The 22,175-nt window shown below is 63.5% G+C and carries 15 protein-coding genes and 1 tRNA gene; 6 read left to right on the top strand and 10 right to left on the bottom strand.

The annotated features are described in order from the left end of the window. Nucleotides 1-20: 20 nt before the first annotated feature. Genes AC3A35_RS10630 through AC3A35_RS10620 form a run of 3 tightly spaced genes read right to left on the bottom strand, consistent with a single transcriptional unit; the run spans nt 21 to nt 4,085 of the window. Complete coding sequence (locus tag AC3A35_RS10630; RefSeq protein ID WP_487436042.1) at nt 21-1,136, bottom strand: saccharopine dehydrogenase family protein; 1,116 nt, start codon at nt 1,134-1,136, stop codon at nt 21-23. Between the two features lie 31 nt (nt 1,137-1,167). Next, entirely contained in the window at nt 1,168-2,787 is a 1,620-nt protein-coding gene (locus tag AC3A35_RS10625; RefSeq protein WP_487436041.1) for an AMP-binding protein, read from the bottom strand. 41 nt (nt 2,788-2,828) lie between these two features. Next, a complete protein-coding gene (locus tag AC3A35_RS10620; RefSeq protein ID WP_487436040.1) occupies nt 2,829-4,085 on the bottom strand; it encodes an acyl-CoA dehydrogenase family protein in 1,257 nt (418 codons plus the stop codon). A gap of 349 nt (nt 4,086-4,434) precedes the next feature. Here AC3A35_RS10620 and AC3A35_RS10615 point away from each other — a divergent pair, with 349 nt between their 5' ends. Continuing rightward, nucleotides 4,435-7,137 (top strand): winged helix-turn-helix domain-containing protein, encoded by a 2,703-nt coding sequence (locus AC3A35_RS10615; RefSeq protein ID WP_487436039.1) that lies wholly within the window; start codon nt 4,435-4,437, stop codon nt 7,135-7,137. An 89-nt stretch (nt 7,138-7,226) separates the two neighbouring features. On the opposite strand, the gene AC3A35_RS10610 is transcribed toward AC3A35_RS10615, so the two are convergent. The 6 genes from AC3A35_RS10610 to tig form a co-directional block, all read right to left on the bottom strand. Next, nucleotides 7,227-7,302: transfer RNA gene (locus tag AC3A35_RS10610), tRNA-Val, on the bottom strand. Nucleotides 7,303-7,343: 41 nt separating this feature from the next. Next, the gene (locus AC3A35_RS10605) at nt 7,344-7,616 is read right to left on the bottom strand and encodes an HU family DNA-binding protein (protein WP_487436037.1); all 273 of its coding nucleotides are present in this window, start codon (nt 7,614-7,616) and stop codon (nt 7,344-7,346) included. A gap of 202 nt (nt 7,617-7,818) precedes the next feature. Further along, nucleotides 7,819-10,242, bottom strand: a complete 2,424-nt coding sequence (gene lon, locus AC3A35_RS10600; RefSeq protein ID WP_487436035.1) for an endopeptidase La — start codon at nt 10,240-10,242, stop codon at nt 7,819-7,821. A gap of 75 nt (nt 10,243-10,317) precedes the next feature. Continuing rightward, nucleotides 10,318-11,586, bottom strand: coding sequence for an ATP-dependent Clp protease ATP-binding subunit ClpX (gene clpX, locus AC3A35_RS10595; RefSeq protein ID WP_487436034.1), 1,269 nt, complete (start codon nt 11,584-11,586; stop codon nt 10,318-10,320). A gap of 16 nt (nt 11,587-11,602) precedes the next feature. Beyond that, a complete protein-coding gene (gene clpP / locus AC3A35_RS10590; protein ID WP_487436033.1) occupies nt 11,603-12,229 on the bottom strand; it encodes an ATP-dependent Clp endopeptidase proteolytic subunit ClpP in 627 nt (208 codons plus the stop codon). A gap of 31 nt (nt 12,230-12,260) precedes the next feature. Then, entirely contained in the window at nt 12,261-13,565 is a 1,305-nt protein-coding gene (gene tig / locus AC3A35_RS10585) for a trigger factor (protein WP_487436032.1), read from the bottom strand. A 335-nt stretch (nt 13,566-13,900) separates the two neighbouring features. On the opposite strand from tig, the gene AC3A35_RS10580 reads away from it, so the two are divergent. From AC3A35_RS10580 to AC3A35_RS10560, 5 genes are all read left to right on the top strand, one after another. Further along, nucleotides 13,901-15,823 carry a PrkA family serine protein kinase gene (locus AC3A35_RS10580; protein ID WP_487436031.1) on the top strand — a complete coding sequence of 641 codons (1,923 nt, stop codon included), beginning with the start codon at nt 13,901-13,903 and terminating at the stop codon, nt 15,821-15,823. A 77-nt stretch (nt 15,824-15,900) separates the two neighbouring features. Further along, entirely contained in the window at nt 15,901-17,169 is a 1,269-nt protein-coding gene (locus AC3A35_RS10575) for a YeaH/YhbH family protein (RefSeq protein ID WP_487436030.1), read from the top strand. Further along, nucleotides 17,166-18,695, top strand: a complete 1,530-nt coding sequence (locus AC3A35_RS10570) for a SpoVR family protein (protein ID WP_487436029.1) — start codon at nt 17,166-17,168, stop codon at nt 18,693-18,695. The genes AC3A35_RS10575 and AC3A35_RS10570 overlap by 4 nt, the downstream gene beginning before the upstream one ends. A gap of 113 nt (nt 18,696-18,808) precedes the next feature. Next, nucleotides 18,809-20,311, top strand: coding sequence for an NAD(P)H-hydrate dehydratase (locus AC3A35_RS10565; RefSeq protein WP_487436028.1), 1,503 nt, complete (start codon nt 18,809-18,811; stop codon nt 20,309-20,311). A 57-nt stretch (nt 20,312-20,368) separates the two neighbouring features. Next, entirely contained in the window at nt 20,369-21,262 is an 894-nt protein-coding gene (locus tag AC3A35_RS10560) for a DMT family transporter (RefSeq protein WP_487436027.1), read from the top strand. Between the two features lie 19 nt (nt 21,263-21,281). Here the strand turns inward: AC3A35_RS10560 and AC3A35_RS10555 are convergent, their stop codons facing one another. Beyond that, entirely contained in the window at nt 21,282-22,169 is an 888-nt protein-coding gene (locus AC3A35_RS10555; RefSeq protein WP_487436025.1) for a DMT family transporter, read from the bottom strand. Nucleotides 22,170-22,175 lie beyond the last annotated feature (6 nt).

The raw sequence follows: 22,175 nt of genomic DNA, 5'->3' as shown, positions 1-22,175 counted from the left end.
TGGGGCCGGACTGCCGGCGCTCAGGCGCTGTGCACCTGCCAGGCGAGGCAGCCTTCCTCGGCCAGGGCGCCGAGCAGGTTGCGCGCGCCGAAGGCCTTTGCCGGCGACACGAAGCCGACCGCCTGGAGCTGGCCGCGCAGCACGCGCCGCGCCGCTTCGGCACCGAGCACGCCGGTCTGGACGTAGGGCGAGTTGCCGCGCAGCACGACATTCACCGAGGCGGTCTTGCCGCGGCCGTAGCACGACAGCACGCAGCGATTGACCTCCGGGTCCTCGCGCGGGGGCTCGACCGAAGTGACTTCGCTCCCCCACTGGTTGGTGATGCGCTCCTGCTCGTCGAGCGGCAGGTCGCGACACTCCTTCTCGAAGCGCTCGAGAATGCCCAGCACCACCTTGAACATGGCCTGGTTGCGGAAGGACACCAGTACGCGGCAGTTGCGCACGCGCGCGTCGCCCTGGTACCACACCGGCTCGCCGCCGCCGCTCCAGGGCAGTGCGCTGAACAGCTCGTGTTCGCCCGGAACGGTCACGGTATAGTCGGCGGCATAGGGCCAGACGACCGGCATCCGGTCCTTGATGTAGTACTGCGGCTTCGTGCACATCCGCAGGAAGGACTTGGTCGAGGCGACGCTGGTCTGCGAGTCCGCGAGATAGACCAGGTCGACCGAGTCGATGCCCGGGGTCTCGAGCGCGATCTCGGCGGCGAGCACCCCTTCGGCCCACATGTAGGAGTTGGCCGGACACAGGGCGAGGCCGGCGTCGGCGAAACGCCTGCCGTATTCGTTCTTGAGCAGCGACATCCAGTCGGCCTCGCCGGTGGTGTCGAAGTAGTGGCAGCCGGCCGCGAGGCAGGCCTGCACCACCGGCTCGCCCAGTTGCATGAAGGGGCCGGTGACGTTGATGACCACCTTCTTGCCGCGGAACAGTTCGGTCATCGACGCGACACCGTGGGTCACCGCCACGCAGCGATAGTCGTGCCCCGCCAGTTCGGGCACCCGCGCCATCTCCTCTTCCAGCCGTTGCAGGTTGCGGCCCGCGGCGATGAAGGGGATGCGGCGCTCCGCCAGCTTCCAGGCGATCAGCTTGCCGGTGTAGCCGCTGGCGCCGTACACCACCACTTCGTAGTTCGTTTCCATTGCATTCTCCTTTGCTGTTCGGGTTCGGTGCCTAGCCGGCCACCGCGTTGCTGCGGCGCTCTTCGTGGATCCCGGCGCCGGGGGCCTTGAAGGCCTCTTTCAGGAAGCGCTCCTGGGGTTTTTCCGAAACGGTCTTCGGGATCTCGTCCACCACCTGCAGGTAGCTCGGCACGCTGCTGCTCTCGAGCTGCTCGCGGCACAGCCGGAACAAGGCCTGCGGATCGAACTCGACACCGGGCTCGGGCACGATCGCCGCCACCACGTCCTTCTCGCCGGGAGCGCCGGAGGCGGCGTCGATGCCGTAGATGAAGACGTCGGACACCATCGGGCTCTCGGCAAGCACCTTCTCGATCGCGGCCGGATTCACGAAATCGCCGTTGTGACGGATCGCGCCACCCATGCGGAAGTCGAAGAACAGCCAGCCGTCCTCGTCCACATGCCCGATGTCGCCCATGCGCAGCCAGCCAGCGCGAGTCTTGGCGGTCGAAGCTTCGGGGTTGTGCAGATAGTCGACCACCGGTGCGGCGCCGTCGGCGGGGCGGAAGATGATCTCGCCGCGCTGCCCGGTCTCGACGTCCTGGCCGTACTCGTCGACGATGCGCATGTTCAGCGTGGCCGGTGGCTTGCCGACGCTGCCGATCGGGCCTTCGCCAACCGGCTTGAGCGTCAACCCGCCCTCCACCGCGGCGTAGAACTCGAGGATCTCGACCCCGAAACGGCGCTCGAATGCCTTCCAGATCGCCGCCGGCATCCCCGCGCTGATGACGAAGCGCACCGGGTTGTCGCGGTCGTTCGGCCGCTCGGGCTCGCTGTAGATGGCGGTGGTCATGCCGCCGAGCAGGGTGAAGGTGGTGCAGCCGTGCTTGCGTGCCACATCCCACAGGCGCGACTTCGAGAACCTGCGGCTGATGACCGCCCGCATCCCCAGCTTCAGGGTGCAGGACAGCGTGACCAGCTGGGCGTTGCCATGGGTCAGCGACAATCCTGTGTACGGACGATCGTCCTGCGCATAGCTGAGCAGGCCGTACCAGTTCCCCACCGCGGCGAAACGCGCGTGGCGAATCACGACCCCCTTGGGGTCACCGGTGGTACCCGAGGTATACATGATCTCCATTGCGCCCGCCGGATCGTTCGACACAATCTCGACCTCGGGCACCGGGCCGGCAAGGATCCCGTCCAGTCGCTGAACTCCGGCGTACTGGTCGAGCGGACGCGCGGTGGCGGCGCCGCTGTCGAGCACCCAGATCCATTCGAGTTCGGGCAGGCGGTCGCGGATGGCCTCGACCTGGTCGAGCACATAGTCTGCGCAGATCACCCCGCGACACCCCGAGTGACGCAACATATAGACGAGCTTTTCGCCCCGCGTGCGGGGATCGATCGGAACGAAGACCGCTCCGCTGATCGACGCGCCGACCATCGCATCCACGAACTCGGGATGGTTCTGCATCAGCAGCGCGAAATGCCCGCCCTGCCCGACCCGGCCCTTGTTCAGCGCCGCCGCGATTCGGCGCCCGTTGTCCCACAGCTGGCGGTAGGTGCGGACCTCGTCCGCACAACCGGGATGCTCGAAGGTCAGCACGTCGAGATCGGGCTGGCTCTCGGCACGGTTGGCGATGAGATTCGCGAGAATCTGTTCGTCTCTTGCGGTCATGGGGCCGACCTCTCCTTGTCTCTTGGCGGGACCAAAGGCCGTTACAGGCGATCCGGGTCGATCAGGGCATAGCCGCCCTTGATCGCCAGGACCTCGTTGCAGCCGTCCTCGATCAGCGACGCCCGCGCATCGCGCAGCAGCTTTTCCACCGGGTATTCGCGGGTCAGCCCGTTGCCACCGAAGATCTGCAGCGCATCGCTCGCCACCTCGAACGAGGTTTGCGTGCCGGTGACCTTGGCGGTCATCGCCGCGTGCAGCGAGGGGTTGGGCGAGATGAAGTTGTAATGAACGACACGGTTGGTCAGCGCCCGCGCGGCCTCGACCTTGCGGAACATGTGGAACAGACGCTGTGCCACCGACTGGTGACGGATGATCGGCACCCCGCCCTGCTTGCGCTCATGGGCGTAGTCCAGCGCATGTTCGTAGGCTGCCCGCGCCACCCCGGTGAAGGTGGCGCCCATCAGACCGTTGGCGGCGGTGTGGATGATGCGCACCGCGGTCTGGAAGTCGTCCGGGCCCGCCAGCAGATGACCGCGCGGTACCCGCACGTTGTCGAAATAGATTTCGCCCTGGTTCAGCGCGCGCTGGCCGAGCTTGTCCAGCGCCTTGCCGCGCGAGACGCCGGGCGCATCCATCGGCACGATCACCACGCAGCCGTGCTGCGCGTCGAAGCCGGAGCCGGTATCGGTGGCGCAATACAGGATGCAGACCTCGGCGATGGTGCCGTTGGACACCCAGGCCGACTTCTGGCCGCTGATGATCACCTCGTCGCCGGCGATACGCGCGACGCAGTTGGGGCGGCCGTACTGACCCTGCGGATGGAAGATCGCGCGGCTTGGATCGAGCGTATCGGAGCCATGATCGGGCTCGGTAATGCCCCAGCAGCCGAGCACCGCATCCGGATACAGCCTGAACAGATCCTCGCGTCCGAGCAGCGCGCACATGTATTGCGGCAACATGCCGGCGCCGAAGGAGATGGCCAGACCGGAATCGCCCCAGCCGAGGGTCTCGAACAGCAGGCACATCATCTTGCCGCGCTCCTCGGGTTCGAAACCGAGCAGGGCCTCGACCCCGAAACCCAGTTCGACGAACTTGCGCCGCGCCTCCCAGTAGGGTGAACCGGGCGCGATCACCTCGTCGGGCGTCATCCGGTCGAGCGCCGCGCCGACGGGTCGCATCACTTCGGTGGCGTAGCGCGCGAGGCTCTCGAGTATCATCGCAGCCGTCTCCGACAGCGGCGGCTCGGCGCCCAGCGACCCCAGTTTCGCCGTGAGGGGCATCTGACTCCGGTCGTTCATGTGCATTTCTCCGTAGGTGGGACCTAAGGCCGAAACGGCTTCGGCATGGAGAAATTCTCGATGACCCCATAAACTGGCTCAATCGCGTAAACCCGCGAGCCTTGTCGCGGAACGCCGTACCGGGAATCCGTGACAAGTGCTGCACCGCACGATTTCTCCCACCTCCGATGAAGCCGGAAATGTTCGCGGCACTGCACAATGCCGCCGCGCTAGAAGCGAGTAGTGGTGCGGCTTACGGGCCGACGAGGGAAGTCCGGCGTGGAGCCCGCGCCGCTGTTTCCTTTGCGAGTTTTTGTCTTCATACTGAAAAAATCCGCATCTCTCCTCCAGGCCCTTTCACGTCCGCTACATGCTCAAGCAAACGATCAAGCTCACAGGCGTTCGCATCAATGCGCGCAAGTTGCAACCCTCGTACGATGCGTCGGGGAAGGTGGAGCGAAGCGGAATCTCGAGCCTCGTGGCGCGGTCGACGGCCAACCTGGTGCTCGTGACCGCACCTGCCGGATACGGCAAGACGACCACGCTGGGTCAGCTCTACTGCCAGATGGAGGAGGCGGGCATGACGACCGGCTGGCTCACCGTCGATGCCTCGGACAACGATCTCGGACGCTTCACCTTCTACCTGTGGGCGGCACTCGGCAGCGTCCTTGCCGATCTGGGGGCGCCACCGATGCCGAGCGGCGGGCTCGATAGCGTGGCGGCCTCGTCGAGCGCGCGCGTGCATCAGCTGCTCGAACTGATCAATCTCTCCGACGCCCCGTTCGTGCTGTTCGTCGACGAATTCGAGGAGATTGCGTCGGGCAAGGTGATGGAGGTGATCAACGAAATCGTCAGCTCGCTCTCACCGGGGCAGCGCCTTGTCCTCGGATCACGCCAGAAGCCCGAGTTGCCGCTCGGTCGCCTGCGCGTGAGCGGGCGACTGCTCGAGATCGATGCGGATCACCTCAAGTTCAACAAAGAGGAATCGCGGCGTTACATCTCCGAACGGCTGTCATGTTCGCTCAACGACCAGGATCTGGAGACGCTCCAGCAGCGCACCGACGGCTGGCCGGCGGCTCTCCAGCTCGCCGCCGCGGCGCTTACCGGGCGGGCGGATACCGCGGCTCTGCTCGAACGCCTGGCCGATTCGTCGCGCAGCATCTCCGACTACCTCGCCGAAGACGTGCTCGCCCGCCTGCCGGCCCGGCAATGCGGCTTCTTGCTCGAGACCAGCCTGTTCGAAGCGTTTTCTCCGCCGATGTGCGATTCAGCCCTTGGCGTCGCAGACAGCCGCGAACTCCTGCTGCAGACCGAACGCGACAATCTGTTCCTGCAACGCATCGACAACGACGGTCCCTGGTATCGCTACCATCCGATCTTTCGCGACTTTTTGCAGGGCCAGCACCGGCTGTCCGGCGTCGCACCGGAACGCATTGGGGCGCTTCAACTGAATGCGGCGCGCTGGCTTGCCGATCATGACAAACCCTTCCCCGCCATCCCCTATGCCCTGGCTGCCGGCGACCATCGCCTCGCGGCGCGGATCATGGCGACCCGGGCGACGGACCTGGTGTGGATCGGCCAGTTCGACACGGTTGCGAAATGGGTTACCGCGATTCCGGACGAAATCCTCGTCGACCAGGCCGGCCTGCTCATTGCCGGCGCCTACGCGACCACCTTCCTGCACCGCTACAGCGATGCGAACCGGCTGGTCGACCTCCTGCCCGATGCGGCCCTGACCGACGAGGCGATTTCCGCCGAACTGGTGGCCCTCAGAATCATGTTGTGCGCTTGGTCGGACCAGCTGGCCCAGGCCTTCGCCATCGCCGAGTCGGCGCGAACGAACCTCGCCAGCAGACCCCCCTACGTCGCCGGCCTGACCCACAATACTTTGGCGTACCGGCACATGACCCAGGGGCACGACGTCCTCGCCCAGCAGGAAATCGCCTCGGCGAAACACTACCTGGAGCCAATCGGCGCGATCCACGCGCTCCACTACAGCCTCAGTTTCGAAGGCGCGATCGCGCTGTTGCAAGGCCAGGCCAATGCCGCGCGCATCCGCTTCGACGACGCGCTCGAGAGCATGATCTCGGGCGGTCATCGCTACACTACGTCCACCGCGATCGTGGTCGCTCACCTTGCCGAAGCCCTCTACGAAATCGACGAGATCGACGCCGCCGAAACCCTGCTGATCGACTACCTGCCGGTGATCCGCGAAGGCTGCCTGCCCGACCACATCATCGTCGCCTACCGGGTGCTCGCCCGCATCCAGGCACAACGGGGGCAGTACAGCAAGGCCCTCGGCACCCTGGATTCGCTCCTCGACCTCGGCGATGTCCGCTCCATCCCGCGGATCGCGGCCGCTTCCCGTCTCGACAAGCACAGGCTAGCACTGCTCGCCGGCGATACCGCCGCGGCGCACCGCCTGATGCCCCTGGTCCGGGACGAAGCGATCTGGGCACGCTTCCCGGGCTTGTCGACCTACTCGGAGGATCTCGACGACCTCCTCGTCGCCGAAGCCCGGCTCGCCATCGCCGAAGGCTCCCTGCGCGCCATCATTCCCAGCCTGCAGGACGCGATCTGCGACGCCAACGCCCGCAACCGCCAGCGCCGGGTCGCCCGGCTGCAGTGCCTGCTGGCCCAGGCCTTCGAAGTGTCACGCCGCCGCCCGCAAGCGCTCGAAACGCTGGAAAGGTCACTCCTGAACGCACAGGCCGGCGGAATGATCCGGGTGTTCGCGGACGAGCCCTGGCATCTCCACGAGCTGCTCAACGCGCTCGCGACGCGCAAGACCGGCGTCTCGCCGGCCTATCTCCAGCGCATCCTCAAGGCGGCAACGAAGACCGGCCCCTTGCCGTCCAGGCCCGCACCGGCCGAAGGCGACCAGCGTCTAAGCCAGCGCGAAGGCCAGATCTTGCGGCTGCTGGCCGAGGGGCACTCGAACAAGGAACTCGCGCGCAAGCTTTTCGTGACCGAGAACACCGTCGAGACGCATCTCCGCCGAATCTACGGAAAACTCGGCATTCGCAGCCGTACGCAGGCCGTGGCGCGCGCAATGGAGATCGGCCTGATCTAGACTGTATGTAGGTGCGCACCAAATAAAAAACCCCGCCGGAGCGAGGTTTCAAGACATCCTGGAACTTCCATGGATGTCCAATCTGGTTTTGGTGGGTGCTGACGGGGTCGAACCGCCGACATTCGCCTTGTAAGGGCGACGCTCTACCAACTGAGCTAAGCACCCGTACTTGAACAGTGAAGGTGCTATCTGTGCAAGAAAGTCGGTCAGTTTACTGCATCTTTCAGGCCTTTTCCAGCCCTGAATTTGGGCACCTTGGCCGCCTTGATCTTGATGTTCTTTCCGGTACGCGGATTGCGACCCGTCCGCGCGGCGCGATCTCCGACATAGAAGGTTCCAAACCCGACGAGGGTTACAGTGTCCTCTTGTTTGAGCGCGAGCTTGACGGATTCGACGGTTGCATCGAGCGCCTTTCCGGCAGCGGCCTTGGAGATATCGGCCTGCTTCGCAATGGCATCGATCAGTTCGGATTTGTTCACTTCTATCCCCTTCTGGTATGGATCGCAATAGAAATAACCCGGCCAAACCCAGAAACAGCGCGGTCTTCCGGGCTATCTCTGTCGTCCTGCATAAACCGTGGTCTTTATAGCTCGCGGAAATCCTGGGTGTCAAGGCGCACTGCAGCGTGCTTTCGCACACTTGCAGTGGCTTTTGTACACCTTACCAATGTAAAGCGGGGGTTCAGTGCGCGCGCAGGCTCTTGGGCGAGGGCGCACCTTCTTCGGCAGGAGCAGCAGCGGCAGCGACCGTCTGGACCGCGTCGGGAAGCGGAGCCGGCTTACGTTCCAGTGCAAGATCAAGGACCTGGTCGATCCACTTCACCGGAATGATCTCGATCGCATTCTTGATGTTATCGGGAATCTCGGCCAGATCCTTGACGTTCTCCTCGGGGATCAGCGCGCGCGCGATACCGCCCCGAACCGCCGCAAGGAGTTTTTCCTTCAGGCCGCCGATCGGCAGAATCTCACCGCGCAGGGTGATTTCCCCGGTCATCGCCACGTCGCAACACACCGGGATACCGGTCAACACCGATACCAATGCAGTCGTGATCGCGCCACCCGCCGAAGGGCCGTCTTTGGGAATCGCCCCCTCGGGCAGGTGAATGTGGATGTCGCTCTTCTGGTAGAAATCGTCCTCGATACCCAGGGAGCGGGCACGCTTGCGCACCACCGACAGGGCTGCCTGGATGGACTCCTGCATCACCTCGCCGAGCTTTCCGGTCGTCATGATCTTGCCCTTGCCGGGCAACACGACCGCTTCGACGGTCAGCAACTCCCCTCCGACCTCGGTCCATGCCAGCCCGGTCACCTGACCGACCTGATTCTGCTTCTCGGCAATACCGAAGCTGTACTTGCGCACGCCGAGGTATTTGTCGAGATTCTTGGCATTGACCACGATCTTGCTGTTGCGCGCCTTGAGCACCAGTGACTTGACCACCTTGCGGCAGATCTTGGAGATCTCGCGTTCCATGCTGCGCACGCCGGCTTCACGGGTAAAGTAGCGGCATACATCGCGCAGTGCGTCTTCGGTAACGGAGAGTTCTTCCGGCTTGAGGCCATTGTTTTTCATCTGCTTGGGCAGCAGGTAGCGCAGCGCGATGTTCACCTTCTCGTCTTCGGTATAACCCGACAGACGAATCACTTCCATGCGGTCGAGCAACGCAGCAGGGATGTTGAGCGTGTTCGCGGTGGCGACAAACATGACGTCGGACAGGTCGAAATCGACCTCGACGTAATGATCCTGGAAGGTGTGGTTCTGCTCGGGATCGAGCACTTCGAGCAGCGCCGACGACGGGTCACCACGGAAATCCATGCCCAGTTTGTCGACCTCGTCGAGCAGGAAGAGCGGGTTCTTGACCCCGACCTTGCTCATGTTCTGCAGGATCTTGCCCGGCATCGATCCGATGTAAGTGCGACGGTGACCGCGAATCTCGGCCTCGTCCCGGACGCCACCGAGCGCCATGCGCACGAACTTGCGGTTAGTTGCCTTGGCGATCGACTGCCCGAGCGAGGTCTTGCCCACACCCGGAGGGCCGACCAGGCACAGAATAGGCGCCTTCACCTTGTCCACGCGCTGTTGCACGGCAAGATACTCGAGGATGCGTTCCTTGACCCGTTCCAGGCCATAGTGGTCCTTGTCCAGCACCACCTCGGCTTCCGCGAGGTCCTTGCTGACACGGGATTTCTTCTTCCACGGCAGACCGAGCAGGATGTCGATGTAGTTGCGCACCACGGTGGCTTCGGCCGACATCGGCGACATCAGGCGCAGCTTCTTGAACTCCGCCTGGGCCTTCGCCAGCGCCTCCTTGGGCATGCCGGCGGACTTGATCTTTTTGTCCATCTCCTCGAGATCGGCACCTTCCTCGCCTTCCCCGAGCTCTTTCTGGATCGCCTTGACCTGCTCGTTCAGGTAGTACTCGCGCTGGCTCTTCTCCATCTGGCGCTTGACGCGGCCACGGATGCGCTTTTCAACCTGCAGGATGTCGAGTTCGGTCTCGAGCTGGGAGAGCAGCTTGTCCAGACGTTCGTTCACGTCGAACATCTCCAGCACTTCCTGCTTCTGTTCGAGTTTGAGCGGCAGGTGGGCGGCAATGGTGTCGGCCAGGCGACCCGGCTCCTCGATGCCGGCCAGCGAGGTGAGAATCTCGGGCGGAATCTTCTTGTTCAGTTTCACGTACTGGTCGAACTGGGCGATGATCGCCCGGCGCATGGCCTCGACCTCGGTGTTGTCGACATCCGCCAAGGGTACCGGCGTGGCCTTGGCCACGAACAGATGACGCAGATCGTCGACGGAGTCGATGCGCGCACGCTGCACGCCTTCGACCAGGACCTTGATCGTCCCGTCGGGCAGCTTCAGCATCTGCAGGATGTTGGCGACGCACCCGATGTCGTACAGATCTTCGATCGAAGGCTCATCCTTGGCGGCCGACTTCTGCGCGACAAGCAGGATGCTCTTGCCGGCTTCCATCGCGTTTTCAAGCGCCTTGATCGACTTGGGCCGACCCACGAAGAGCGGGATGACCATATGCGGAAAAACCACTACATCGCGCAGTGGCAGTAGTGGCAGTTCCATTTGCTCGTTGGGGAGGTCAACAGGGCCCGACATGTTCTTTTTCCTTCCAATAAGGGTCACACCCATATGCGGGCATGACCCAGGAATTCAAGTGGCGGGTGAAGCGGCTCAGTTGGAGCCGGAAACCTTCTGCTGATCTGCATAGATCAGCAAGGGTCTGGCGCCCTCCTCGATGGTATTCTCATCGATCACAACCTTGGAGACGCCTTCCATCGTCGGCAAGTCGTACATGATGTCGAGCAATGCCGCCTCGAGTATCGAGCGCAGACCGCGCGCCCCCGTCTTGCGTTTGATCGCCTTGCGCGCGACCGAACGCAAGGCGGCCGCACGAATTTCGAGTTCGACGCCTTCCATCGAGAAGAGTTTCTGGTATTGCTTGACCAGTGCGTTCTTGGGCTCGACAAGGATCTGGATCAGCGCCTCTTCGTCCAGTTCCTGCAGGGTGGCGACCACCGGCAGTCGACCGATCAATTCGGGAATCAGACCGAACTTGATCAGATCTTCCGGTTCAACCTGGCGGAAGGTTTCGGTCAGGCTCTTGCTTTCGCGACTCTTGACCTCGGCACCAAAGCCGATCCCGACTTTCTCGGTACGATTGCGGATCACCTTGTCGAGGCCGTCGAAGGCCCCGCCGCAGATGAACAGCACATTGGTGGTGTCGACCTGGATGAAATCCTGGTTGGGGTGCTTGCGCCCGCCTTGCGGCGGAATCGACGCGATCGTGCCTTCCACCAGCTTCAGCAGCGCCTGCTGCACGCCCTCGCCCGACACGTCACGGGTGATCGAGGGGTTGTCGGCCTTGCGCGAGATCTTGTCGATCTCGTCGATGTAGACGATGCCGTGCTGAGCCTTCTCGACGTCATAGTCGCATTTTTGCAGCAGCTTCTGGATGATGTTCTCGACGTCCTCACCGACGTAACCGGCTTCGGTCAGCGTCGTTGCGTCGGCCATCACGAAGGGCACGTTGAGCAAACGCGCCAGGGTCTGGGCAAGCAGCGTCTTGCCCGAACCGGTCGGGCCAATCAGCAGGATATTGCTCTTGGAAAGCTCGACCTCGTCCTTGGTGTCGCTCAGATGGCGCAGGCGCTTGTAGTGGTTGTACACCGCGACCGACAGGTTGCGTTTGGCCTTGGACTGCCCGATCACGTATTGATCGAGGATGTCACAGATTTCCTGCGGCGTCGGCAGCTGGCCCTTGACGCTTTCCGAACCGGCGTCACCCGCGATCTCCTCACGGATGATGTCGTTGCACAGCTCGATGCATTCGTCGCAAATGAAGACGGACGGACCGGCAATGAGCTTGCGCACTTCATGCTGACTCTTGCCACAAAACGAGCAGTAAAGCAGCTTGTCGCCGCCCGTCTTCTTTTCCGGCATGTTTGGTTCTCCTGGTTCAGGTGTCGGCGCGGCTGGTCAGCACCTTGTCAACGATGCCGTACTCCACGGCCGCGGTTGCGGACAGGAAGTTGTCGCGATCGGTGTCCTTCTCGATCCGCTCGATCGTTTGACCGGTGTGCTTGGCCAACATTTCGTTGAGACGGGCGCGCAGGAAAAGAATCTCGCGCGCATGGATTTCGATATCCGATGCCTGCCCCTGGAAGCCGCCGAGCGGCTGGTGAATCATCACCCGCGAATTGGGTAGCGTGAAGCGCTTGCCCTTTTCGCCCGCGGCCAGCAGGAATGCGCCCATGCTCGCCGCCTGGCCGATGCACAGGGTGCTGATGTTCGGTTTGACGAACTGCATGGTGTCGTAAATCGCCATGCCGGCCGTCACCGACCCACCCGGAGAATTGATATAGAAGTAAATATCCTTGTCCGGATTTTCCGACTCGAGGAACAGCATCTGCGCCACAATCAGATTGGCGGTGATGTCATTGACCGGGCCGACGAGGAACACCACCCGCTCCTTCAGGAGGCGCGAATAGATGTCATAGGCGCGTTCGCCGCGTCCACTCTGCTCGACTACCATCGGAACCAGACCGAGGCCGACCGGGTTCCATTCTCCGCCTTGCGGGGGCATTCCGTTCATCATTGTCCGTTCTCTAGCGACCTCAGGCCGCGTTACCCATCAGTTCGTCAAAAGCGACCGTTTTGTCGGTGATACGGGCCTGGGAAACCACCCATTCCACTACGTTGTCCTCGATCACCACGGCTTCGGCTTGCGCCAGCCGCTCGGGCTGCGCGTAATACCAGCGTACCAGTTCGGAAGGATCTTCGTAACTCTGGGCCATCTCCTCGACCAGGGTGCGGATCTGCTCCGGCTTGGCATGGAGCTCCTTCGCCTTGACCAGTTCGGCCATGATCAGCCCCAGTTTGACCCGGCGCACGGCCTGGTCGGCAAACCAGGCCGGCTCGACCGGAATGTCCTTGGTCTGCATGCCGCGCGTTTCAAGATCGCGCTTTGCATTCTCGGCGAGCTGGCGCGATTCCGCCTCGACCAGCGCCTTGGGCACCTCGATCGGGGTCACGGCGAGCAGCGCCTCCATGACCTGCTCCTTGATCTTGGCCTGGATGCGGCGCTTCACTTCGCGCGTCAGATTGGCCTTGACCTCCTCGCGCAGCTTGTCGACGTCGCCATCGGCCACACCCAGCGCCTTGGCGAAATCGCCATCCACCGCCGGCAGCACCGGCCCTTCGACCTTTTTCACCGTCACTTCGAACTGAACCGTCTGCCCGGCCAGATGCTGGGCGTGGTAATCGGCCGGAAAAGTCATGTCGAAGGTCTTCGCCTCGCCCGCCTTCAGACCGGTCACCGCGGCCTCGAAGTCCTTGAGCATGGAGCCCGCACCGATGACGAACGGAAAATCCTCGGCCTGACCACCTTCGAACAGCTCGCCATCCTTACGCCCGGCGAAGTCGATCGACACGCGATCGCCCTCGGCCGCTGCTCGGTCTGCGGGCTCGAACGAGGTGCGCTGCTTGCGCAGCACTTCGAGCGTCTTGTCGACCTCGGCTTCACCCACTTCCAGCGCCGGACGCTCGATCGCCTGATCCGACAGATCGCCCGAAACGACTTCCGGATAAACCTCGAACACTGCGCTGAACTCCAGCACTTCTGCGTTGGAGGCTTCCTTGGGCTCGATACGGGGATAGCCGGCCACGCGCAGATTCTGCTCGCGCACCGCATTGCCGAATGCCTTCTCGACCGCGGCGCCGATTGCCTCGGAGCGAGCTTGCGGCGCATAGGTCTGGGCGACGATCTTCATCGGCACCTTACCCGGGCGGAAACCCGGCATCTTGACCGTGCGGGCCATCTTCTTGAGACGGGCATCAACTTCCTTGTTGATCTCCGCCATCGCGACGGACATGTCGATGCGGCGCTCCAGTGCGCTCGGGTTTTCCTGGTTGGTCTGCATTCAATCGATCCTGAGAAGTCAAAAATACCGCCGGCAGGGATTATTACTCACGAGCCTTCCACGCGGAAAGCCACGGAGCCAGCCAGCCTGTGCGAATTAAACCTTGATTCTAGCACAGGGACAGGGCCTTCCCTCCAGCGCCACTGTGGGAGGAAAATGCGACGCGAAGGGTGAAAAAATGCACATCTCCGGGTGGAACTCGCGGACTGCGGGCGCCTCTCAGGGAGAGAATGAAGCACGCCGCCGCCCCCCGCCCGGGGAACAGGTGGTGCGCCAAAGCGACAGACGAAGCTGAACCGGGCCCTCAGTGGCTCAAGTGACCAGGAGACGTCGAGATGAGCATATTCAACGCTTACCAGGCCCGGTATGAAGCGGCCCGTGAAGACGAAATGTCGATCCAGGATTACCTGGCACTGTGCGGCCGCGAACGGGCCGCTTACGCGACCGCAGCAGAGCGCATGTTGATGGCGATCGGCGACCCCGAACTGGTCGACACCCGGCTCGACCCGCGCCTGTCGCGCATCTTCTCAAACAAGGTGGTCAAGCTCTACCCTGCTTTCCGCGATTTCTACGGCATGGAAGAGGTCATCGAGCATATCGTTTCCTACTTTCGCCACGCTGCCCAGGGGCTGGAGGAAAAGAAGCAGATCCTCTACCTGCTGGGCCCGGTCGGTGGCGGAAAGTCCTCGCTGGCCGAGATGCTCAAGAGCCTGATCGAGCACGTACCGTTCTATGCGATCAAGGGCTCGCCGGTGAACGAGTCGCCGCTCGGACTCTTCAACGCCCTCGAGGATGGTCACATTCTCGAGGACGACTACGGCATCGCGCGCCGCTATCTCGGCGGCATCATGAGCCCGTGGGCGGTCAAGCGCCTGCACGAGTTCGGTGGCGACATCACCAAATTCCGGGTGGTCAAGCTCAACCCTTCGGTGCTGCGTCAGGTGGCAGTGGCCAAGACCGAACCCGGCGACGAGAACAACCAGGACATTTCGTCCCTGGTCGGCAAGATCGACATTCGCAAGCTCGAGCAGTACTCGCAGAACGACCCCGATGCCTACAGCTATTCGGGCGGTCTGTGCCTCGCGAACCGCGGCCTGCTCGAGTTCGTCGAGATGTTCAAGGCGCCGATCAAGGTCCTCCACCCCCTGCTGACCGCAACCCAGGAAGGGAACTACAAGGGCACCGAAGGCTTCGGCGCGATCCCGTTCGACGGCATCGTGATGGCCCACTCGAATGAATCCGAGTGGGTGGCGTTCAAGAACAACAAGAACAATGAGGCCTTCCTCGACCGCATCTACACGGTCAAGGTGCCCTACTGTCTGCGCATGTCCGACGAGATCCGGATCTACGAGAAGCTGCTGACCAACAGCTCTCTCTCGGAAGCGCCGTGCGCGCCGGACACGCTGAAGATGCTGGCCCAGTTCACGGTGCTGTCGCGCCTGAAGGAGCCGGAGAACTCCAGCATCTTTTCCAAGATGCGGGTCTATGACGGCGAGAACCTGAAGGACACCGACCCCAAGGCCAAGAGTTATCAGGAGTATCGCGACTATGCGGGTGTCGATGAGGGCATGGTCGGCCTGTCAACCCGCTTCGCGTTCAAGGTGTTGTCGAGGGTATTCAACTTCGATCACCGCGAAGTCGCGGCCAACCCGGTGCACCTGATGTACGTGCTCGAGCAGCAGATTGCGCAGGAGCAGTACCCGCCCGAGGCCGAAGCGCGATACCTCGGTTTCATCAAGGAGTACCTCGCTCCACGCTACGCCGAGTTCATCGGCAAGGAGATCCAGACCGCCTACCTCGAGAGCTACTCGGAATATGGCCAGAACATCTTCGACCGTTACGTGATCTACGCCGACTTCTGGATTCAGGATCAGGAGTTCCGTGACCCCAACACCGGCGAAATCCTCGACCGCTCGGCGCTCAACGAAGAGCTGGAGAAGATCGAGAAGCCGGCCGGCATCAGCAACCCGAAGGACTTCCGCAACGAGGTGGTGAATTTCGTGCTGCGCGCCCGGGCGAAGAACGAGGGCCGGAACCCGAGCTGGACTTCCTACGAGAAATTGCGCGCCGTCATCGAGAAGAAGATGTTCTCCAACACCGAAGACCTGCTGCCGGTGATCAGCTTCAATGCGAAGGCCAGCGGCGACGAGCAGAAGAAGCATCAGAACTTCGTCAATCGCATGATCGAGAAGGGCTACACCGAGAAGCAGGTGCGCCTGCTTTGCGAGTGGTATCTGCGCGTACGCAAGTCGTCCTGAACGCCTGAACGCTCTGCGGCGGGGTGCGCAGCCGGTTTCGACCGTCCGCGCCGCCGCAGATCACCATGGAGGAAGGCATGATCCGCATCATCGATCGGCGCTTCGACAGCAAGAACAAGAGTGCGGTTAACCGGCAGCGCTTCGTGCGCCGGTTCAAGCATCAGATCCGCCGTGCGGTATCGGATGCCATCCAGGGCCGTTCGATCCGCGATCTTGACAATGGCGAGCACATCTCGATTCCCGCCAAGGACCTGTCCGAACCTCATTTCCAGCATGGCAAGGGCGGGATCTGGGAACAGGTCTTTCCCGGCAACGACCAGTTCTCGAGCGGGGACCAGATCAAGCGTCCGCAAGGCGGAGGGGCCGGCGGTCCGGGTTCGGGCAAGGTGGGCAAGGATGGCGAGAGCGAGGACGATTTCGTCTTTCAACTTTCGCGCGAAGAGTTCCTCGACATCTTCTTCGACGACCTCGCGTTGCCCAACCTGATCCGCACCCAGCTCGCCCGTGTCACCGACTACAAGACCCACCGCGCCGGGTTCACCTCGTCCGGCGTCCCTGCCAACATCAACATCATCCGTTCGATGCGCGGCGCGCTGGGTCGCCGGCTGGCGCTGGGATCGCCCTACAGTGTCCGCCTGCACGAACTGAAGGAGGAGCTCGAAGAGGCCGTCGCGCAATACGGTGTCGACAGCGACGAAGCGTGCGCGCTGCGCGACGAGATCGGCCGGCTGCGGGCGAAGATCGAGGCCATCCCCTTCATCGACAGTTTCGACCTGCGCTACAACAACCGGGTCAAGATCCCGCAGCCCACGACGCAAGCGGTCATGTTTTGCGTGATGGACGTGTCCGGATCGATGGACGAAGAAAAAAAAGCCACTGCCAAGCGCTTCTTCATGCTGCTCTACCTGTTCCTGAACCGGACCTATGAGCACATCGAGGTGGTTTTCATCCGCCACCATACCGTGGCCAAGGAAACCGACGAGGACGAATTCTTCCATTCGCGCGAGTCGGGTGGCACCGTGGTATCGAGCGCACTCGAACTGATGCGCGACATCATTCGCGAACGTTATGCCGGGGGCCAGTGGAACGTGTATGGCGCCCAGGCTTCCGACGGCGACAACTGGGACAACGATTCGCCCATCTGCCGCGAGCTGCTGTCCAAGGAAATCCTGCCGTGGTGCCAGTATTTCGCCTACATCGAAATCACTCCCGGCGAACCGCAGAATCTGTGGCGCGAGTACGAAAAGATCCGTGGCGGCAGCAGCAACTTTGCGATGCAGCGCATCGAATCGCCGGCTGATATCTACCCGGTTTTCCGCGAACTGTTCAAAAAGAGCCTCGCATGAAGCGTGCCCTGAAGAAGCAGCAGCCCCTGCCGGGCGGGTCGGAGTGGTCGTTCGAGAGCATCGACCGCTATCACACCGAGATCGCCCGAGTCGCCGCCGCCTATGGCCTCGACACCTACCCGGTGCAGATCGAGATCATCACCGCCGAACAGATGATGGACGCCTACGCCTCGGTGGGGATGCCGGTGAACTACCACCACTGGTCGTTCGGCAAGCAGTTCCTGTCGACCGAGAAGGGCTATCGCCGTGGGCAGATGGGGCTGGCCTACGAGATCGTGATCAACTCCAATCCCTGCATCGCCTATCTGATGGAGGAAAACACGCTGCCCATGCAGGGCCTGGTGATTGCCCACGCTGCCTACGGACACAACAGTTTCTTCAAGGGCAACTACATGTTCCGCACCTGGACCAATGCGGACGCGATCATCGACTACCTGGTCTTCGCCCGGAACTACATTGCGCATTGCGAAGAGCGCTATGGCGTGGAGGAGATCGAACTGCTGCTCGATTCGTGCCACGCGCTGATGAACCTCGGCGTGGACCGTTACAAGCGTCCGCCCAAGCTGTCGATGGCCAAGGAAAAACTGCGCCAGGAGGAGCGCGAGGACTATCTGCAGACCCAGGTAAACGACATATGGCGCACCCTGCCGGTACACGAGTCGCGCGCCGACGGCAGGCGGGAGCGGCGCTTTCCCGAGGAGCCGGAAGAGAACCTGCTCTACTTCATCGAGAAGAACGCGCCCCTGCTCGAGCCCTGGCAGCGCGAGATTGTGCGTATCGTGCGCAAGATCGCGCAGTATTTCTTCCCCCAGCGCCAGACCCAGGTGATGAACGAAGGCTGGGCCACGTTCTGGCACTACACCCTGCTCAACACGCTCTACGATGAAGGTCTGCTCAGCGACAGCTTCATGCTCGAATTCCTGCAGTCGCACACCAATGTGGTCTACCAGCCGCCCTACAACGTGCGCTGGTACAACGGCATCAACCCCTATGCGCTGGGTTTCGCGATGTGGACTGACATCCGCCGCATGTGCGAGCACCCGACGGAAGAAGACCGCCGGTGGTTCCCGGAAATTGCGGGCAGCAACTGGCTCGAGACCTTCGACTTCGCGATGCGCAATTTCAAGGACGAGAGTTTCGTCGCCCAGTATCTGTCCCCCAAGGTGATGCGCGATTTCCGCCTGTTTGCCATTCTCGACGACGAACGCGAAAGCAATCTCAAAGTCTCGGCAATTCACGACGACAGCGGATTCCGCCGGGTGCGCGAGATCCTGTCCGAGCACTACAACCTGGGCAGTCGGGAACCCAACATCCAGGTGTGGAACGTGGACCTGCGCGGCGACCGCTCGCTCACCCTGCGCCACCAGAGCTGGCGTCACCGCCCGCTCGCCGGCAGTAGCGAAGAGGTGGTCAAGCATATTGCCCGTCTGTGGGGCTTCGCCGTGCGCCTGGAGTCGGTCGATGACGACGGGGCGGTCGAACTGGTCTACGAAACCCGGCTCGAGAAGCGCAAGGCGCGCAATTAGCGCTTGGCCGGACGCCGGTATCGTCACCCACGTCGGCAACACGCGCGGACAAATTCAGCGCGCATTTGCGCGTGTGCTCGTAGAATCGGGGCTTCCCACGCTCAAAGGCGCCCATGTTCGCACCTGCCCAACCCATCTATCCTGTTTCCGGCATCCGCGAGATCGAACGCAAGCTGATCCCCAGCGCTCGCCCGCCACTGATGGAACGTGCCGGTCGCGCGGCGGCGGAGGACGCGGTGCGCCTGATCATGGACCGCCCCGGTCCGATTCTGGTCGTGTGCGGGCCGGGCAACAACGGCGGCGACGGATTCGTCATGGCGCGCCAGTTGCGGCAAGCCGGACGCGAAGTCATCGTTGCCTTTGGCGACCATCCCGACGTGCTGCCGGCCGAGGCCGCCAAGGCCCACGCCGATTTCTTGCAGGCGGGTGGCGGGACCGTGTCCGACCTCCCCGCGGCGCCGGCCAAGGGCTGGGCCCTGGTGGTGGATGCGATTTTCGGCATCGGCCTGAAACGTCCGATCGAGGGTCGCTACGCCACCTGGATCAACACCCTCAATGCCCAGCGCGTGCCACGCATGGCACTCGACGTCCCGAGCGGGCTCGATGCCGATACCGGCCGTCCGCTCGGCCCCTGCTTCTGCGCCACCCATACCACCACCTTCATTGCCCTCAAGCCCGGCCTGCTGACGCTCGACGGCCCCGACCACTGCGGCGAGATCTCGGTGCAGCGGATCGAGATCGACGCCCCCGCCTGGGTTCCGGCGATGGGTTACGGGATTCGCCCCAGCCTGTTTCGCGAGTGGCTCACGCCTCGTCCACGCAACACCCACAAGGGCCTGCATGGCGACGCCGGCGTACTCGGCGGCGACAGCGGAATGGCGGGCGCCGCGCTGCTCGCCGGGCGGGCTGCGCTGTGGCTCGGCGCCGGACGGGTGTTCGTGGGTCTGCTCGACCCCGCTGCACCTTCGGTCGACAACCGCCATCCCGAACTCATGTTGCGCCGCGCCGCCCGACTGCCCGAGAAGCTGACCGCCCTGGCAGTCGGCCCCGGCCTGGGCATCAGCAGCGCGGCAGCACAGCTGCTGGCCGCTGCCTGCGCGCGCGACATCCCCCTGCTGCTCGATGCCGACGCGCTCAACATCCTGGCCGGCGACGGTACCCTGCAGCAGGCCCTGGCCGCCCGCACCGCCCCGACCCTGCTCACCCCCCACCCGGCCGAGGCCGGACGGCTGTTGCGCATCAGCACCGGCGAGGTCCAGAACGACCGCCTTGCGGCCAGCCTCAAGCTCGCAAAATCGTTCAATGCGCTGGTGGTGCTCAAAGGCTGCGGCAGTCTGATCGCGACCCCGGACGGACGCTGGTTCATCAACAACAGCGGCCATCCGGGCATGGCCACTGCGGGCATGGGCGACGTCCTCAGCGGGCTGATCCTGAGCCTGCTCGCCCAGGGCTGGAAAGCCGAGTCCGCGCTGATCGCCGCGGTCAACCTGCACGGCGCCGCGGCCGATCGCCTCGCACGTGAAGGCATCGGCCCGATCGGCCTGACCGCGGGCGAAGTCATCGATGCCGCACGAGGCGTATTCAATGGCTGGATGATCGAAGCCGTGCGCCCCTGAGCGCGATCGACATGATCCGCTCACCCGCGCCCATTTCACCGCCATAGCTGCCCCCCGATGCCCGATCCCCGCCCTGCTCTCGGCCGCAGCATCGTGCTGCTGCTGGGCGCGCTTTTCCTCTTCGTGCTGCTCGATGCGACCGCGAAGCGCCTCGGCCAGACCTATCCGGTACCCATGCTGGTGTGGGCGCGATACGCCGGGCATTTCCTGCTGATGATGATCTTTCTCGCCCCGACGATGCGGCTGCGCCTGGTCACCACCACCCGGCCCGCACGCCAGATCGTGCGTGCGATCTGCCTGCTCGGCACCACCTTTTTCGGCATGGCGGCACTGGCACGCATGCCGCTGGCCGAAACCACCGCCATCGTGTTCGCCGCCCCGCTCATCGTCACCCTGCTCGCCCGGCCGGTGCTCGGCGAACAGATCGGCGCCCTGCGCTGGGCCGCGGTCATCGTCGGCTTCGTCGGCGTCCTGCTGATCGCGCGCCCGGGCAGCGGCCTGGTGACCGAGGGCATCGCGCTCGCGCTCGCAGGCGCGCTGTCCTATGCGATCTACCAGATCCTCACCCGTCAGCTGTCACCGACCGAGAATCCGGTGACCATGCTGTTCTACACGGCCTTGATCGGCACCGTGGCGATGACCCTGATCCTGCCCTGGATCTGGGGCGGGCCGGTCCCCGGGGTGGTCGATGCGCTGATGATCGTCTCGCTGGGCGTGTATGGCGGGCTCGGCCACTTCCTGCTGATCCGCGCCTTCCGTGAGGCGCCGGCCTCGGTGCTGTCGCCCATCCTCTACGTCCAGCTGATCTGGGCCACGCTGATGGGCTGGATTGCATTCGGCCACCTGCCCGACGGCTTCGCGCTCGCCGGCATCCTGACCATTGCCGGCGCCGGGGCGATGATTGCGGTCGACAGCCGGCGCAGCCACATCAGCAGCCGGCACAAGGCCTGACCCGCCGCTCGGCCCGCCGTCAGGTCCGGCGCGGCTTGAGGCGCAGGCTGTCCACCACGCCGGTCGCGAGCCCGGTGCCGAGCAGGATCACCGCGCAGCCGGCGATCATTCGCGCGCTGATGGTTTCGTCGAGGAACAGCGCACCCCACAGCATGCCGAACAGCGGGATCAGAAACGTCACCGTCACCGCCCGGGTCGGCCCCACGCGCGCCAGCAGGCGGAAGAACAGCACATAGGCCAGACCGCTGCACGCCACCGCGAGCAGTGCCGCTGCGGCCCATACCGACCCCGACGGCGACTGCTGCGGCCAGTATGCAACCGCCAGCGGCATCAACACGATCGCGGCATACAGCTGACTGCCGGTCGCGGTCACCATCGGCGGAACTCCGCTCAAATAGCGCTTGGTCATGCTGCCGGCGACGCCGTAGGACAGGGTCGCGCCGAGGCAGGCGGCCACTGCCCAGCCCGAACCTCCGGCACGGAACGAGACCGTGCCCCACACCAGGATCACCACCCCGAGGATGCCGACCAGCATGCCCGCCATCGCGGCCGGCGTGAGTTTGTCCTTCAGCCAGGCCCACGCCACGAGGGCGGTGAACATGGGTGTGGTCGCATTCACGATCGAGGCGAACCCGGCGGTAACCGACAGCGTCGCCCACGCGTAGAGCACGAAGGGCAGCGCCGAGGCCGTCAATCCGACTGCGGTCAGTGCCGCCCATCGACGCCACAGCTGGTGCAGCCCGCCTTGCATGCCGAGGATGGGAAGCAATACCAGCGCCGCCAGGCCGACCCGCAGTTCGATCAGCGCAATCGGACCGAACGCCGGCGCGGCGATCCGCATCAACAGAAAGGAACCACCCCACAGGGCGGCAAGCAACAGGAGTTCAGCCAGATCGCGGGATTTCAAGTGAGG

This window comes from Azoarcus sp. Soil_N_20, assembly GCF_057656155.1.
The sequence above is the reverse complement of the archived record's forward strand: the minus strand, read 5'-3'. Positions and strand labels throughout refer to the sequence as shown.

What these genes read in the sequence shown, in the direction of transcription:
- AC3A35_RS10630 (WP_487436042.1), bottom strand. Translation starts at nt 1,136, where the DNA reads ATGGAAACGAACTACGAAGTGGTGGTGTACGGCGCCAGCGGCTACACC.
- AC3A35_RS10625 (WP_487436041.1), bottom strand. Translation starts at nt 2,787, where the DNA reads ATGACCGCAAGAGACGAACAGATTCTCGCGAATCTCATCGCCAACCGT.
- AC3A35_RS10620 (WP_487436040.1), bottom strand. Translation starts at nt 4,085, where the DNA reads ATGAACGACCGGAGTCAGATGCCCCTCACGGCGAAACTGGGGTCGCTG.
- AC3A35_RS10615 (WP_487436039.1), top strand. Translation starts at nt 4,435, where the DNA reads ATGCTCAAGCAAACGATCAAGCTCACAGGCGTTCGCATCAATGCGCGC.
- lon (WP_487436035.1), bottom strand. Translation starts at nt 10,242, where the DNA reads ATGTCGGGCCCTGTTGACCTCCCCAACGAGCAAATGGAACTGCCACTA.
- clpX (WP_487436034.1), bottom strand. Translation starts at nt 11,586, where the DNA reads ATGCCGGAAAAGAAGACGGGCGGCGACAAGCTGCTTTACTGCTCGTTT.
- clpP (WP_487436033.1), bottom strand. Translation starts at nt 12,229, where the DNA reads ATGCCCCCGCAAGGCGGAGAATGGAACCCGGTCGGCCTCGGTCTGGTT.
- tig (WP_487436032.1), bottom strand. Translation starts at nt 13,565, where the DNA reads ATGCAGACCAACCAGGAAAACCCGAGCGCACTGGAGCGCCGCATCGAC.
- AC3A35_RS10580 (WP_487436031.1), top strand. Translation starts at nt 13,901, where the DNA reads ATGAGCATATTCAACGCTTACCAGGCCCGGTATGAAGCGGCCCGTGAA.
- AC3A35_RS10575 (WP_487436030.1), top strand. Translation starts at nt 15,901, where the DNA reads ATGATCCGCATCATCGATCGGCGCTTCGACAGCAAGAACAAGAGTGCG.
- AC3A35_RS10570 (WP_487436029.1), top strand. Translation starts at nt 17,166, where the DNA reads ATGAAGCGTGCCCTGAAGAAGCAGCAGCCCCTGCCGGGCGGGTCGGAG.
- AC3A35_RS10565 (WP_487436028.1), top strand. Translation starts at nt 18,809, where the DNA reads ATGTTCGCACCTGCCCAACCCATCTATCCTGTTTCCGGCATCCGCGAG.
- AC3A35_RS10560 (WP_487436027.1), top strand. Translation starts at nt 20,369, where the DNA reads ATGCCCGATCCCCGCCCTGCTCTCGGCCGCAGCATCGTGCTGCTGCTG.